This window comes from Nakamurella sp. GG22 (assembly GCF_052976845.2).
The window spans coordinates 157,814-171,620 of sequence record NZ_JBRIIO020000003.1; the positions used below are offsets into that span (position 1 = coordinate 157,814).

15 protein-coding genes are annotated in these 13,807 nt (G+C 65.4%); 2 read left to right on the forward strand and 13 right to left on the reverse strand.

Annotation, left to right across the window (positions count from 1 at the left end):
- Window positions 1–14 precede the first annotated feature (14 nt).
- The 4 genes from ACVBEQ_RS04970 to ACVBEQ_RS04985 all read right to left on the reverse strand — a co-directional run bounded on the left by ACVBEQ_RS04970 (window position 15) and on the right by ACVBEQ_RS04985 (window position 4,010).
- Window positions 15–953, reverse strand: a complete 939-nt coding sequence (locus tag ACVBEQ_RS04970) for a Cgl0159 family (beta/alpha)8-fold protein (RefSeq protein ID WP_447152320.1) — start codon at window positions 951–953, stop codon at window positions 15–17.
- The gene (gene iolC / locus ACVBEQ_RS04975; protein ID WP_447152321.1) at window positions 946–1,899 is read right to left on the reverse strand and encodes a 5-dehydro-2-deoxygluconokinase; all 954 of its coding nucleotides are present in this window, start codon (window positions 1,897–1,899) and stop codon (window positions 946–948) included. The genes ACVBEQ_RS04970 and iolC overlap by 8 nt, the downstream gene beginning before the upstream one ends.
- Before the next feature lie 50 nt (window positions 1,900–1,949).
- Window positions 1,950–3,401 carry a sugar porter family MFS transporter gene (locus ACVBEQ_RS04980; protein WP_447152322.1) on the reverse strand — a complete coding sequence of 484 codons (1,452 nt, stop codon included), beginning with the start codon at window positions 3,399–3,401 and terminating at the stop codon, window positions 1,950–1,952.
- A gap of 222 nt (window positions 3,402–3,623) precedes the next feature.
- A complete protein-coding gene (locus ACVBEQ_RS04985) occupies window positions 3,624–4,010 on the reverse strand; it encodes a helix-turn-helix transcriptional regulator (RefSeq protein WP_447152491.1) in 387 nt (128 codons plus the stop codon).
- 321 nt (window positions 4,011–4,331) lie between these two features.
- Between ACVBEQ_RS04985 and ACVBEQ_RS04990 the strand changes: the two genes are divergently transcribed.
- Entirely contained in the window at window positions 4,332–5,345 is a 1,014-nt protein-coding gene (locus tag ACVBEQ_RS04990) for a LacI family DNA-binding transcriptional regulator (RefSeq protein ID WP_447152323.1), read from the forward strand.
- A gap of 102 nt (window positions 5,346–5,447) precedes the next feature.
- Window positions 5,448–5,834 carry a tautomerase family protein gene (locus ACVBEQ_RS04995; protein ID WP_447152324.1) on the forward strand — a complete coding sequence of 129 codons (387 nt, stop codon included), beginning with the start codon at window positions 5,448–5,450 and terminating at the stop codon, window positions 5,832–5,834.
- A 148-nt stretch (window positions 5,835–5,982) separates the two neighbouring features.
- Here the strand turns inward: ACVBEQ_RS04995 and ACVBEQ_RS05000 are convergent, their stop codons facing one another.
- The 9 genes from ACVBEQ_RS05000 to ACVBEQ_RS05040 all read right to left on the reverse strand — a co-directional run bounded on the left by ACVBEQ_RS05000 (window position 5,983) and on the right by ACVBEQ_RS05040 (window position 13,204).
- Window positions 5,983–6,897 carry an EamA family transporter gene (locus ACVBEQ_RS05000; protein WP_447152325.1) on the reverse strand — a complete coding sequence of 305 codons (915 nt, stop codon included), beginning with the start codon at window positions 6,895–6,897 and terminating at the stop codon, window positions 5,983–5,985.
- Window positions 6,894–7,556 carry an FMN-binding negative transcriptional regulator gene (locus ACVBEQ_RS05005; RefSeq protein ID WP_447152326.1) on the reverse strand — a complete coding sequence of 221 codons (663 nt, stop codon included), beginning with the start codon at window positions 7,554–7,556 and terminating at the stop codon, window positions 6,894–6,896. Before ACVBEQ_RS05005 ends, ACVBEQ_RS05000 begins: the two co-directional genes overlap by 4 nt.
- 9 nt (window positions 7,557–7,565) lie before the next feature.
- Entirely contained in the window at window positions 7,566–8,318 is a 753-nt protein-coding gene (locus ACVBEQ_RS05010) for a B3/B4 domain-containing protein (RefSeq protein ID WP_447152327.1), read from the reverse strand.
- Window positions 8,311–8,913 (reverse strand): helix-turn-helix domain-containing protein, encoded by a 603-nt coding sequence (locus ACVBEQ_RS05015; protein ID WP_447152328.1) that lies wholly within the window; start codon window positions 8,911–8,913, stop codon window positions 8,311–8,313. The genes ACVBEQ_RS05010 and ACVBEQ_RS05015 overlap by 8 nt, the downstream gene beginning before the upstream one ends.
- Before the next feature lie 801 nt (window positions 8,914–9,714).
- The gene (locus ACVBEQ_RS05020; RefSeq protein WP_447152329.1) at window positions 9,715–10,053 is read right to left on the reverse strand and encodes a histone-like nucleoid-structuring protein Lsr2; all 339 of its coding nucleotides are present in this window, start codon (window positions 10,051–10,053) and stop codon (window positions 9,715–9,717) included.
- Window positions 10,054–10,225: 172 nt separating this feature from the next.
- Window positions 10,226–11,800, reverse strand: coding sequence for a C40 family peptidase (locus tag ACVBEQ_RS05025; protein WP_447152330.1), 1,575 nt, complete (start codon window positions 11,798–11,800; stop codon window positions 10,226–10,228).
- The gene (locus ACVBEQ_RS05030; protein ID WP_447152331.1) at window positions 11,782–12,183 is read right to left on the reverse strand and encodes a hypothetical protein; all 402 of its coding nucleotides are present in this window, start codon (window positions 12,181–12,183) and stop codon (window positions 11,782–11,784) included. Before ACVBEQ_RS05030 ends, ACVBEQ_RS05025 begins: the two co-directional genes overlap by 19 nt.
- On the reverse strand, window positions 12,180–12,962 hold the full coding sequence (locus ACVBEQ_RS05035; protein ID WP_447152332.1) for a hypothetical protein: 783 nt from the start codon (window positions 12,960–12,962) through the stop codon (window positions 12,180–12,182). The genes ACVBEQ_RS05030 and ACVBEQ_RS05035 overlap by 4 nt, the downstream gene beginning before the upstream one ends.
- Window positions 12,959–13,204 carry a hypothetical protein gene (locus ACVBEQ_RS05040; RefSeq protein WP_447152333.1) on the reverse strand — a complete coding sequence of 82 codons (246 nt, stop codon included), beginning with the start codon at window positions 13,202–13,204 and terminating at the stop codon, window positions 12,959–12,961. The genes ACVBEQ_RS05035 and ACVBEQ_RS05040 overlap by 4 nt, the downstream gene beginning before the upstream one ends.
- Window positions 13,205–13,807: the final 603 nt, after the last annotated feature.

Below are 13,807 nucleotides of genomic sequence, written 5' to 3' on the forward strand. Positions count from 1 at the left end.
AATCGGTGTCGCCGTCAGCGGACCATGGCCGCGGCGGTGTCCACAGCGGCGGCGACGTCGTCGTCGTCCGGATACAGCAGCGTGCGACCGACGACCAGACCGCGCACCGCCGGAAGCTGCAGGGCGCCGCGCCAACTGGCGTAGGTCTCCTCCGGGCTGGTGTCCGGATCGCCACCCAGCAGCAGGGTCGGGAAAATAGTGGAATCCATGACCCGTTCCATGTCCGGGACGACGGGCAGCTTCATCCACGTGTAGGCGGAGGTCCTACCCAGCCCACTGCAAACACCCACCGACTTGATCACCGCGTCGGCCGACAGGTCGTTGCGGACCTTACCGTCGACCCGTGACGACCAGAACGGCTCGACCATCGCCACCAACCCGAGCGCGGCGAGTTCATTGATGGCCGTTGCGGTTCCGGTGAGGGTGTTCAACGTGCCGGGGTCATCCAGCGCGACCCGGGTAAGGGTCTTTCCGCCGTTGAATCCCATGTCGTGGATGGTGCGGGCGTCGTAGCCGGTGAACTGGTCGTCGAGCTCGAAGGACGCGCCCTGTAGCCCGCCCCGGTTCATTGACCCGAAGACCACCTTGCCCTCGAGTGCACCGAGCAGCAGCAGGTCCTCGATGATGTCGGGACTGCCGAGCAGCCCATCCACGCCCGGCCTGGCCAACGCGGTCTGCAGCCGCTCGAGCAGATCGATCCGATTGCCCATGGCCAGCGGGCGACCGCCCACACCGTTGGCCCCGCGGGCCGGATGATCGCAGGCGATGATCATCAACTTGCCGTCGGCAGGCACCAGTGATGACTTCGTCCTGGCATCCGCGGCGCGCTTGATGGCTCCGGGGTCGTTGACGCGGATGTCGGTGATGGCCCCGTACTTGTCGCGCAGTGTTGACCCGACCGTCCCGTTCCTGGTCGCGGTCGCTGCGCTGGTGGCGCCGTTGGAGTCAGACATGCTGGACCTCTTTCAGCAGCATCTGCACCTCATCGGTGCTGGGCATGGCCGTGGAGCACTCACGGCGGGTGGCGACGATCGCGCCGGCCGCGTTGGCGAATCGGAGAATGGTCTCCAGGTCCCACCCCTCGAGCAGTCCGTGGCAGAAGGCGCCACCGAAGCTGTCACCCGCTCCCAGCCCGTTGATCGGCACCACCGGGGTGGGCGGCACCTCGACGACGGTGTCGCGGGTCATTCCCAAGACACCTTTTGGTCCTTGTTTCACGATGGCTATCTCGACGCCGGCGTCGAGCAGGGCATTCGCCGCTCGGCGCGGATCGGTCTCGCCGACCGCCACCTCGCACTCCTCCTTGTTGCCGATCGCGATGGTGACGTGCGGCAGGGCCGCCCGGACCTGTTCGCTCGCCTGGGCCTTGTCGTTCCAGAACACCGGTCGGTAGTCGAGGTCCAGGATGGTGTGCGGCTTGCGGTTGCGCGCCTCCCACGCGGCGTGATGCGCGGATCGGCTCGGCTCGGCGGACAAACCCGTCACCGTCGACCAGTAGATGCCGGCATCGGCGATCGCGGTCAGGTCGAGCTCGTCCGGCCTGATGACCAGATCAGGCGCCGTCGGCAGGCGGTAGAACTGCAACGGGAAATGGTCGGGTGGGTAGTTCTCGCAGAACGCCAACGGCGTCAACAAATCGGGAACGTCCGAAATGAACACATCCGAGACACCCATCCGGCCCAGCTCCTGATGCACGAAGCGGCCGAACGCGTCGGGTCCCGTCCGGGTGATGACCGCGGTGCGGCGGCCGTGCTTGGCTGCCGCGATCGCGACGTTGGTGGCGCTGCCGCCGATCGACTTGGAGAAGGTCTCCACGTCTTCCAGTCCGACGTTGTCCTGGAGCGGGTAGAGATCGATACCCACCCGACCGATCGTCAGGACATCGAAATGCTGGTCCACGATGATCCTTTCAGCTGTAGTGAGGTGGCGGTCGTTGAGCCCGCAAGGGGTCAGGAACCGTGCACGTTGGCCGGAGCGGTCTTCGGCAGATGGGCAGCGTCGTGGGTGCGGAATTCGTCCTCGAGTTCCTCCAGGGTGCGACCCCTGGTCTCCGGCACGAACTTCGCGACGAAGACGATCGACACGAGATTGATCAGCACGAACAACCCGAACGTCACCGTCGCGCCGGCCGCCTCGACCAGGATCGGGAAGACGAAGGAAATCAGCGCGTTCACGCACCACAGGACGAACACCGCAATACCCATCGCGAATCCGCGGATCGCCATCGGGAAGATCTCCGACAGCAGCAACCACACCAGGGTTCCGATGAAGCCTTGGACGAATGCGACAAACAACAGCATTGCGCCGAGGATCAAATAGCTGCGGAACGTCGACTCGGGCAGCAGGAATGACAGGGCGAGTACGAGTTGTGAGCAGGCGACTCCGCAGAACCCGATCAGCAGCAACGGCCGGCGGTTGAAGTACCCCAACAGGACGATTCCGATGATCGTCATGATGACCGACGTCACCCCGACCGCGATGGTCGCTGTCAGAGCCGCGCTGGTGCCCAGGCCGGTGGATTCCAGAATGGTCGGCGCGTAGTAGTTGACGGTGTTGATGCCAGTCGCCTGTTGAACGGTGGCCAGGCCGCAGCCGATCCACAAGGTTCGGCGCATCCACGGGAATGCCCGCAGGTCACGTAGGGCGGCGCCCTTGTCCTCACCCATGTCCCGCTTGGCGTGCTCGGCGATGACGTTGAACTCTTCGGCCGCTTCCGCTTCGCCGCGGCTCAGCGCCAGGACGCGCCTGGTGTCGTCGAAGCGGCCCTTGACCGCGTACCAGCGCGGTGAATCCGGCAGGAAGAACATGCCGACGAACAACGCGACCGCCGGGATGGCGGCGATGCCGAGCATCCATCGCCACACGTGCGGGTCCTTGATCAGCGCGTCGAGCAGTGCGTTCATGATGAACGCGAGCATCTGGCCGGTGACGATCATCAATTCGTTGATGGTGACCATCCGGCCGCGCCGGTCGGCGGGCGCCATCTCGGCCAGGAACAGCGGGCACGTCGCCGCCGCCGCACCGACGCCGAGGCCGAGAAGGATCCGGGCAGCCAGCATGACAGTGAAGTTCGGTGCGACGGCGCACCCCAATGCGCCGAACAGGAACAACCCGGCACAGACCAGGAGGCTTCCCTTGCGGCCCAACGCGTCCGCCAACCTGCCGCCCAGCAGGGCACCAAGGGCGGCGCCCGGGAACAGCAGGCCGCTGACGACAATTGCTTCCTGCGTTGTGCTGAGACCGAGGTCGTCCTTCATGTAGAGCAAGGCCCCGGAGATCACACCGGTGTCGTAACCGAACAGGAGCCCACCCAAGGTGGAAATCACCGTCAGCTTGACCAGGAAACGATTGTGCTTACCGGTTCGAGCTGCGCTCGAACCTGATCCACCTGAACCCACCATTGGGCTCCTCCTTCATCGAGGCGACTCTGCCGTTTGACAGCCCCGGCTCACCCTTGACAGAGCGGCCGGTCCTGCGATGTTTCCGTGCTCCGAACACAGTTCGGCCCTACGAAGGCGGATCACTTTCCGACCGCCGATACTTCCAGTGCGAAAGAGGACTCTGTTGAATAGAGCGTCACAGTTCCGTATGTCGGATCCTGTTTGTTGGAACCGGGTCGCCGGTCATGGCGACACTTTGTTTTCTTCGTCGACAGCATCAGGACGGGACTCCGGTAGCCCGTCCACGAAAGCCTCGATGTCCTTGACCCTGAACCGGGCAAGTCGCTCGAGGTGCACCTGCGGCAAGCGGCCGGTGGCGACCAGGCGCTCGACGGTTCGCACCGAGACGCCCAGCCGCTCCGCCGCTTCGTCCTTGCTGATCAGTAAGGGATCAGGCATGCGGGAATAATGGCCGTGACCGCGAGCGCTCGCAGGAAATGGCGGGTCGTGGCGAGTCCTGGCGACCCGACGCAGGAAGACCGCCAGTTCCTCCACCTCGGGTGGTACCGGCAGGCCGAGCACGGTCAGCCGCCGCACATGTCCGGAAAGTGCAGATGTCAGGTGCTGCACCAACTCTGGAACCCACGGGGACTCGGCCAATCCGCCGGGTCCCGGGCCCAACAACCGGCTGTCAGGCTGCGATCCGGCGGCTGTCACAGGCAGCCACCGTCGATGGACACGAAGACCTGAACGACGAACCGCGGGAGCGGAAGTGCCATGTGGCTCATTAATTCGGGCATTTGTCGCTTCCTTCGCTATCGGTCGGACAGGATCCAGCTCGGCTGCAATCTCTCTGGTCTGCGCCGCCGCTCCCCGCGTCTTCAAGCGCTTTAAGTACGAGTAGTGTGGAGGAAGTCCCAGGCCTTTGTCAAGACAAAGTAGGTGCCCGTTTTGAACGCTAAGGAACCGGTACGGCGGCCGCGACTGGACGACGTGGCAGCCGAGGTCGATGTGTCGACGGCGACGGTGTCGCTGGTGTTGCGGGGCATCGCCGGACCGAGCGCTGCCACCCGCGAACGTGTGTTCGAGGCGGCCGACCGCCTCGGCTACCGGCCGGATCGCGCGGCCAGTGCTCTGGCGAGTCGACGTAGTCGGCTGATCGGCGTCGTGGTGGACGTCAGCAACCCGTTCCACACGCAATTGATCGAAGACGTCCACACGGCCGCCCAGCAGCATGCCTACAACCTCGTCCTGGCCGCGGTGACACGCAGTCAAAACGAAACCCGTGCCATCGAGACACTGCTGGACTCGCGCTGTGAGGGCTTGGTCCTGTTCGGGTCGACTTTGCCGGTTGCGCGGCTGACCCGCCTGAGTCGGCAGTTGCCTCTCGTGGTCGTCGGCCGTCCGGTGTCGTCGGCCGGCGTTGATGTCGTCAGGACTGCCGATGACGACGGACTGGCCCAGGCCGTCAGGTATCTCGCCAGCCTGGGGCATCGGTACATCAGCTACCTGGACGGCGGTAGGAGTGACGTTGCCGCACTCCGACGGCGGGCCTACCAGCGCGCCATGTGTCGACAAGGACTGACCGACACGGTCCGCTTTCTCACGGGTGGCGACACGGAACGCGCCGGTGCCGACGCCGCTGACGAGGTGTCAGGGCTGCGGCCGAGGGCGACTGCTGTGGTGACCTTCAATGACCGATCTGCCGTTGGCCTCATCGGCGCCCTGGTTCGCGCCGGTGTCGACGTCCCGGGCACGCTGTCGGTGATCGGATACGACGACAGTCCGGTGGCCCGGCTTCCGCACGTTGACCTCACGACGGTGAGCCAGAACACCCACCAGATCACCGATAACGCCATTGCCGCGCTCATCGAGCGACTCGACGGCGCGCGCACCGACAAGTGCGAGGTAGTGGTCCCTCCGCATCTGGTCGTGCGAGGCACAACAGGTCCACCCGTGGCATGAAAAAGGGGTGGCGGCATTGTCACAGGGAACTGTGCCGGTGAGTTGGTCGCCCGAGCAGCAGATGTTCGCGGGTGACTTCGGTCAAACCGGTGAGGAGCCGTCGTGCCATTGGTGAGAATCGACCTTCAAGCGGGACGGTCACCCGAAGAGGTGCGGGGTATCGCCGACGCGGTGCAGGAGGTCATGCTCAGTCACTTCGTCGCTCCGCCCCGCGACCGCTACCAGATCATCACCGAGCACCCCGTCGGGCACATCATCGCCGAGGACACCGGTTTGGGGATCGAGCGCTCCGACGGTGTCGTCGTCATCCAGATCTTCCAACAGGGTCGAAGCCAGCAGCAGAAGGTTCGCACCTACGCGGCGCTCGCGGAGCGGCTGGCCCAATGCGGGGTGACGCCCACCGATCTCATCGTGTCGGTCGTCGGGAACAAGCCCGAGGACTGGTCATTCGGCCACGGCCGCGCGCAATTCCTCACCGGCGAACTGTAGCTTCACGTCCAGTTAGGGCTGCTCTGAGTCGTTGACCACCAAGTCCTCAACATGAGGGTATGAACCCGGTAACGGCCACTGGCGTGTTCACAAACCGGCAGCGCTTGTCGAGGGCTCTTGGCGATCCATCGGTGTTCGCTGCGCATGATCATGGCCCGCTGGTACGGAGGGCGGCTGGTTGATCAGCAGATGAGTCGAGTTCTTGGTGCGGGCGTCGTCGTCGTCCGCCGCGTTGTGCGGCGGTGCCTGCAATGACAACGAGGACGACGCCGGTGATCTGCACGGCCGTAGGTGTTTGGTGCAGGACCATTATTCCGAGCAGGACGCCGATGGCGGGTTCGAGAGCCATCAGGGTTCCGAATGCGGTGGGCGTCATGTGGCGAAGGGCGAGCAGTTCGAACGCGAACGGCAGGACAGGGTGCAGGACGGCCACCGCGGCAGCGACGGCGACGATGCCGAGCGTGAGATCGCCGGCGGATTGAGGGATTCCGGCGATGGCGGCGGTGAGCGCGGCGATAGGGACGGTGATGGTGAGTCCGCCGAGGCCGGCGAACCGGTCGCCGACCCGTTGGGTGAGCAGGATGTAGGTGGCCCAGCCGATGGCAGCAAGGGCTGCGAATCCGATTCCGGCGGCGTTGATGTCGCCTTGCCAGGGTTCGGTGAGCAGGACGACTCCGAGCAGGGCCAGTGCCGGCCAGGCGAGCGCTCGCTTGTTGTGGCTGCGGACGGCGGCAACGGTCAATGGTCCGAGGAATTCGATGGCGACGGCGGTGCCCAGTGGGATCCTTTCGATCGCTGCCAGGAACGCGATCGTCACCAGACCGGTTGTGACTCCCAGTCCGAGCAGCGCCGGGATATCGCGTCGGCGGATCGCACGCAGCGGGGGGCGGGCCAGCACCAGGAACATCAGTGCTCCCAGGCTGAGCCGGAGCCAGGCGGTGCCTGCCGGTCCAACTGCCGAGATGAGGTTCACCGACAGAGCCGAGGCTAGTTGAACCGACAGCATGGCCACTACTGCCAGGGCCCACGGCGGTACCCGTTGGTCGGCGGGGACGTCCCTCATGACGGCGTCCGGTTCCGCCAGTCACCGATCTCATCCAGTCGCCGGCGCTGCTGTGCGGCAGCTCCGGCGTCAAGTCCAGTGCCGCGTTCGTGGAGGTTGTTGATGACGCGTTCGCGGTGTTCCACGGGATTGTGGTCGTCGTACTTGAATTTGGCGTCCACCCGCAGCACCTGGAGCCGTATCCCGCGGATACCGGACAGCATCCGCCCGTAGGGCGCGTCGGCGACGGCCACCGTTGCGTGCCGCCCTTCGGGTTGGATGTCGGCGAACTGGGCGGTGAGAATGTCTACCTTGCCCTGGGGGTCGTCGACAACCGTTGGCCGGCAGACGAATTGCACGGATGTGTAGTAGCTGGTCGGCACGCCGTCCTCATCCGGTCCGCCGGCCTTGGCCCGCCAATACGAGGGGATGTAGGCGTAGTCGCCCACCATGGTCAGTCGGACCTGCGCGGCCGCTTCCAGGTGCGGCCAGACCGGGTTCGGCCGGGCCAGATGGAGCAGCAGGTCGCCCCCGGCGACGGTGAAGTGGGCGGGCATCACCAGCGGTGCCTCGGCGGGATCGAGGTTGTTGACCACCAGCGTGCCGAATCGGTCGGTCCCGGCGAGCCAGGTCTGCCACTCGGTCGGGTCCTGCGCGGCGTCCCAAGGATGGATGAGCATTGTTCTCCCTCAGTTCGTTTCCTCAGTGTGTTTTCCCTCGGGGGTGTCGGCGGTGATCAGCCGGTGGGCCGTCCGCACGTCTGGGCCGAAGCCCGTGAGGTGGGTGCGGAGGTCGTCGGCGGCCGCGTGCAGCGCGTCATCGGTCGTCGGAGTCAGGGCGTCGAGGATGAACAGTGCACTCGTGGTGTCCTCGCGGAGCTGGGTGCGGCGTGCTTGCCGCCAGTTCCAGCGGCGGCAGGTCACCCCGCAGTCGTCGCACCACACCACCTCGCCGGTGTCGGGGTGGTCGATGACCGCTGCGCCGCCGGCCACGGTGTCAAATGGTTCCTCACCGGTGGCGCGCACCAGGCGGGGTGCACCGTTGTATCGGGTGAGATCTTCTCCGCCGAGCGGGATCTGGTGCGTCACCGAGACGGCGTTGTAGGTATCGGTGAGCCGGTTCACCCGGGGCAGCCCATCCGCTGCCCGACGCAGCAGCGCCTCGAGACTGTTGCGGGTACGTTGCGGTTTCGCGCCGAACGCCCGGTACGCCTCCCGCCAGGCGGCCACTGCCGGCAGCTGCTCGACCTGCCGATCATGAAGTGCGTGCCGGGCGCTGGCCTCCGCCGCCAGCAACAGTGATTCGCTGGTCGGATCGCTCGGGCCCGGGGCGAGCCCGTCGACGGCCACCAGCAGAGCGCGGTAGTCCGGTCGCAGCTGGAACACCGCGGCATCGACCCGGGCGCCGCCCAGGAAGTTCTGCAGCGGTGGGTGATCAGGCATGGGTGACCTCCGTGCGTCCGGAACCGACACCAGGCTCGAACACGGCCAGGGTGAACCGAGCCGATGCGGTGTGCGGGTTGCCGTACGAGTGCGCGACGTCGCCGGGGAACGTCACCGCGTCACCGACCCCGAGAGTGACCTGCTGGTCGCCGATGTCGATTGTGATCATGCCCTGTTGGACCTGCACCAGCTCGCGGGTGCCCGGCGCATGCGCCTCACTGAGGTGCCGATCCGCCGGGCCCAGGGACCAGTCCCACAGCTCGACCACATTCGGTGGTTCGGACCCGGCCACCAGGACCCCGCGCCCACCGCCCTCACCGGTCCACAGCACCGCGCCGTCACCGTGCCGGGTGACGGCGACCGGCTTGGACCGGGGTTGCTCCACCAACGCCGGCAACCCGATACCCAGCGCGTCACTGATCCGGAGCAGCGTTCCAACGCTGGGGTTCGCGGCACCTTGTTCGACGTTGACCACCATCCGGCGGCTGACGCCGGCCGCTTCCGCCAGCCGGTCAAGAGTCCACTGCCGTGACAACCGCTCCTGCCGGACTCTGGCGCCGATCGCCGAGGACAGGTCGGCGGTAATCTGATCCATAAGTGCAGCATACTGCATTAGTCGTGCACCCATAGCGGAGGGATGAGGGTTGATGCTGTATCCCAGCTTGCCCTCCGCCTCTCCTCCCGACCGGAGCGGGCCGATCTGGGGTGGCTTCACCCAACAACCCCGATCCGTCGGAGTTATTACCTGTAATACGGTTTGCTTCGTTACCCTGTACGCCTGGCACCAGGGGCCCGCTGGCAGGTGCTGCCGGTTGCCATCGCACGAGATGACCGGTCGTGCATGTCTGCAACAGGTGGGGCCTAACCGTAGGGTGCGTCACCAACGGTCGAATCCACCTCACGGCGCGTGACCTACCGCTGCATTTCTAGGTCGTATCAACCCTACACAGTAGGCGTGTATCAATTTGAGCACATGTCCGTCACGGACAGTCGCTTGATTCCGGATCCTCTTCTACCAATTTTAGAAAATTGCGAAACGTCACAGACGGTATCGTTGTTGTGCGCAACCTCCGGAGTGGGGCAACCTTAAGACTTCCGCGGAGATGATCGCGAAGTATCAAGAGCAGATTGCCACCGCGCCGCCGCTTTTATGGTCGGGACAATCTTGAACGCGGGCCTTCGAAGGCGCTGCGTTCCAAGTAACAATCTGCACCATGCGTGGCCCGTCATCCCCCACGTCTAAGTCACAACCGACTGTCTCGCCGGGCGACACTAGCGCAAACTGAACAAACCAGGGCGGGCTCCGACGCACCGTCCGAACTTGAGGTTCATCAAGGGCAACCTGTCGCTGGTGACCTAATGGAGGTCGCCCAGCGACGGAGCTGCCGCGGAGGGATCAGCCGGCGGTGGCGGCCAAGTACTGCTCCTTGACCGATGATGCGATCCTGCCGCGGGCGGCGACTTGGATGCCGTTCTCATGTGCCCACGCGCGGATGGCGGCCAAATCCGAGCCATCCGACGAGGTCACAGTCTTGGTGTTTGAACGGGCTGCTGTGTTGGCTTTCACCTTGCGGCCGGCTTCGACGTACACGGCGACCGCTTTGCGCAGGTTCTTGGCGTTCTTAGCTCCGAGATCGATCTCGTAATGCTTGCCGTCGAGACCGAACGATACTGTTTCGACGGCCTTCCCGCCGTCGATGTCGTCGGTCAGGATGACGGTCGTTTGCTGTGCCATTCGGCAGTGTTCCTTCGCATTCGTAGGTATGACAGATTTCAAGAGTACCCGCCTCGAAAAGCCGTCAAACCACATGACTCGCGCAACCGGTGTCCGGAGGTTCCTCCCCGGATGGTGCGCCAAGCCTGGTTCCGAGCGCCCAGATGTCCTGAGCGATTCGCCCGTCACGTCTTCATCTTGAGTCAATGGCTGTCCAATAGCGGTGGAGTTGGTTGTCGTAGTCGGTTCTGGTCAGCGGGACCACATGGATCGGTGTGCCGACCCAGGAGGCTTCCAAGATGTACCGCTGCCCGTCGATGGTGCCCAGGTAGATCGCGACGTGGCCGGGGAAGCCGACGATGTCACCTGGTTGCCCCTGCTCCCAGGGGATGGGGACACCGCCGGCGCGTTGGGTACCGGAGTTGTCGGGGGCCTGGTAGCCGGCTTGAGCCAGGACGTACGCGGTGAGACCGGAGCAGTCGAAGCCGATCTCCGTTCCGCAGGAGTTGTAGTCGCCGCCGCCGCGGCCGCAGCCGTTGTTCGGGCCGGCGCCGTTGCCGCCCCCTCCCCAGACATACGGGAGGCCGAGGACGGCAAACCCGGCGGCGAGACCCCTGGCGACGGCCGGGGTGGGGGCTTTGATGGTTTTCCCGGCCAGCGCTGGGGTGACGTAGGCGTTGTTGGGGATGGTGACGTCCGGGCCGTTCGCGGATACGGAGACCTTCGTGGGTTTGCCGCCGCCAGTTGGCCCGAAGTAGGACTGGAACAGGCGGAAGAAGTTGCGGTTCCCGTAGGAGCTGCACTTGTCGCCTTCGCCGGGGTAGGCGGCCAGGCTGGCGGCGTTGGGCTGATACGGGGTGTAGGTGTACAGGGTGGCGGTGGCGCGGTTTTTGATGGTGACTGGTGCGCTGCCGCAGCCGGTTTCGGCCACGTTCCAGAGGATGTTGCTGGTCTTCCCTTCTGGGTAGTTCACCTTGGAAGGGTCGACATGGAGGCGGGCCAATGCCTGGTACATGCCGAAGGTTTGCGCCCATACGCCGGCCTTGTTGGCGTCGCAGTTCGCTGATCCCCCTGGGCCGGTGTCCGGGCAGCCGAACCCGGTGAGCGCTGCCGGTGGGTTGGGGCGGGTGAAGCCTTGGCTTTCCTTCTGCACGATCACGATCGCGACCTGCGGGTTGATGCCGCAGGACTTTCCGAGGTGGAACAGGATGCTCGCGTAGGACTGCGGGCCCACTGGGCCGGCCCAGTCCTTGCACCACGCCAGCTGGTACGCCCCGGGTGTGTACGTGCCTCGGCGCAGGCAGGACTGCGCGCTGCAGGTGGCGCCGATTCTGTCCAAGGCGACCTGGACGGCGGGGACGTCGGGGAATGCTGAGTCGTTATAGAAGATCGCGTCGCTGATGATGTTGCCGGCGTCGAATTCGGTGCTCGCACCGGTGGTAACGGTGCTGCAGGTGGTGTTGACCTGTGGTGGCGGGGTGCCGGAGTAGAGGACCGCGGCGAGTGCCCTGCCCATGTCCTGCCACTTCGCGACGTTCTGTCCAACGTGGGATTCCTGGACGACTTCGCCGAGCTCGTAATTCTGCCGGGGATCGGTGTCGTATCCGGGTACTCGGCGCACCAGCTGCTCCAGGAACATCTTGGTGGCACCGGCCGGGTGGGTTCGGTCGTACTGGCTGTAGAGGCCACTGGAGGGGTCGGGTGCTTGTTGGAACAGGCCAACCCAGGGCCCGTTCACCGCCTGGGGGTTCAGGGTGGACTCCTGCATGGCGACGGCGAGGGCGATCTCGCGGCGCGGCGGGTCAGGCGCATCTGCTTGGTGACAGCGGTGATGGTGCCGGCCACCTTCATTTGCTGGTCGTTCAGGGTGATGCCGGCGTAGTTCCCGGCGGGCGCCGCTGCCGAGGTGACTGCCGTGCCGGAACTGGCCCGTGCTGGTGGTGGTGCTGCAGGGTTGATGGTGCAGCTGTAGCTGCTGGCGGCCGGCGCCGGCGGGGCCAACGCGGCCGGACCTCCGGCGCTGGACAGAATGATGATGACCAGCATGAGCAGGACCAGGCCCAGGAGCACCGGCCAGGAGACCAGCATTCCGGCGGCGGCGCCGATCGCCCACCGCAGCACGATTTTGGTTGCCTTGCGTTTGATGCTCAATTCGCTGTGACCGGTCGTCCGATCCGCCAGTGTCCGGCGGGATCTCGTTGCACGATGCGGGTGAGGTCGATAGGGACGGATTGGTAGGCGGTGCCTGCGGCGGACAGCACTTGAGTGGCAGTCAAGGTGACTGTTGCCTCGCCCCGGCCGTTGCGAGAAGCCATGTCCACGGTGGCGGTGATGTTGGTGCAGGCCGAACTCGTTCGGGTTCCAGTGATGTGGGCCCATGCCGGTTCGTCGAGCGTCCACGGGTCCTGGCCCCGCGGCATTGTGGTGTCCCCGTAGGTGGCGGCGCGGCGGGTGTTGTCGTCTCGGTCAGTGCGGTAGTCGTACCAGCACAACGCGGCCAGCCACGACGCCGCGAGCGCGGCGGGATCGCGGAACACCTGCGGGTTCGCTTTGTCCGGCGGTGCTGTCAGGGCAACAGTCACCGATGCGGTCGACGCGGGCCGCGCGGTTCTGGGGGTTCGGTCCAGGCGCGGGTTAACCGGAGCCCCACTGGACAAGACCAGCGTCGCCGACGCCTGCGCCGGCGGCTGCTGGGGTGGTGGGGTGCCCAGCGGGCGGGCCGCGGGCAACGAATCAGCGGTTGATGATGAGTTGAGGCTCGTCACCGCGACGGCGGGCGCCGGCACCGGAGCTTTTGAAGCAGCACTTGTCGTTGTTTCAGCGGGGGTGAGTGCGGGTTCGGATGCGGTGACGCGGACGATGATCAATGACACCAGCACCGCCGCGGCCAGGCCTGCCGCGGTCGTGACATCTCTGGTCAGCGTTGTCATCGGAGTTGCCTCATCGCCCAGCGGCGCACGCGGCACCCGGCGGCCCGTAGCGGGATCAACGCGACCCGCCCGACTGCGAGCAGGACCAGCAAGCCGAAGACCACCAGGGTGGCTGCACTCCCCCACCCGGCCACCGCATCTTGTCCCTGCTCCAGGCTCATCGAGGAAGCCAGGATCAGCCAAACAACGACCCCGACAACCACCCAGCGACCTCGAACCCTCTGCGACTTAGGAAGTGTCATCAACAGACCATCTGCAGATGAAGAAACGCTTGACCCGTCCCTCCCCCCTCGGGATTCGGGTCTCAAACGTCGGGAGCTCGGCTCTGGACGTCCTGGTCGGTAGTGCTGCGACCTAGGCACAGCAGGTTGGGCTCGAACGGTCACAGGTCACCTCACAGCTGGGGCGTTCATCAACGATGCCCAAAGCCTCACCTGCCACACAGGACACCGTTACACCGGTAATACGGAATGTTGTCTGCGAATGGACAGGTCCTCAGGTCACCGCGGGCGACTGTGGCCCGCGGTGGCCGTGACATCCCGGGCCAGCGTTCTCATTGGAGAAGCCTGACCGCCCGGCGACGCACACGGCGCCCAGCGGCCGGTGCAGGTATTAGCTCGACCCTCCCCACGACGAGCAGGACCAGCAGGCCGATGACCGCCGGGGTGGCTGCACTCCCCCACTCAGCCACCGCATCTTGCACCTGTTCGAGGCTGATCGAAGAGCCAGGACAGCCAAACAACGACTCCGAGAAGGACCCAGCGGCGGCGGACTCTTTGTGCGTAGAAGAAGTCATCACCGGACCAACTGCAGGACGAGGACCACCACCACCACCAGGGATGGAT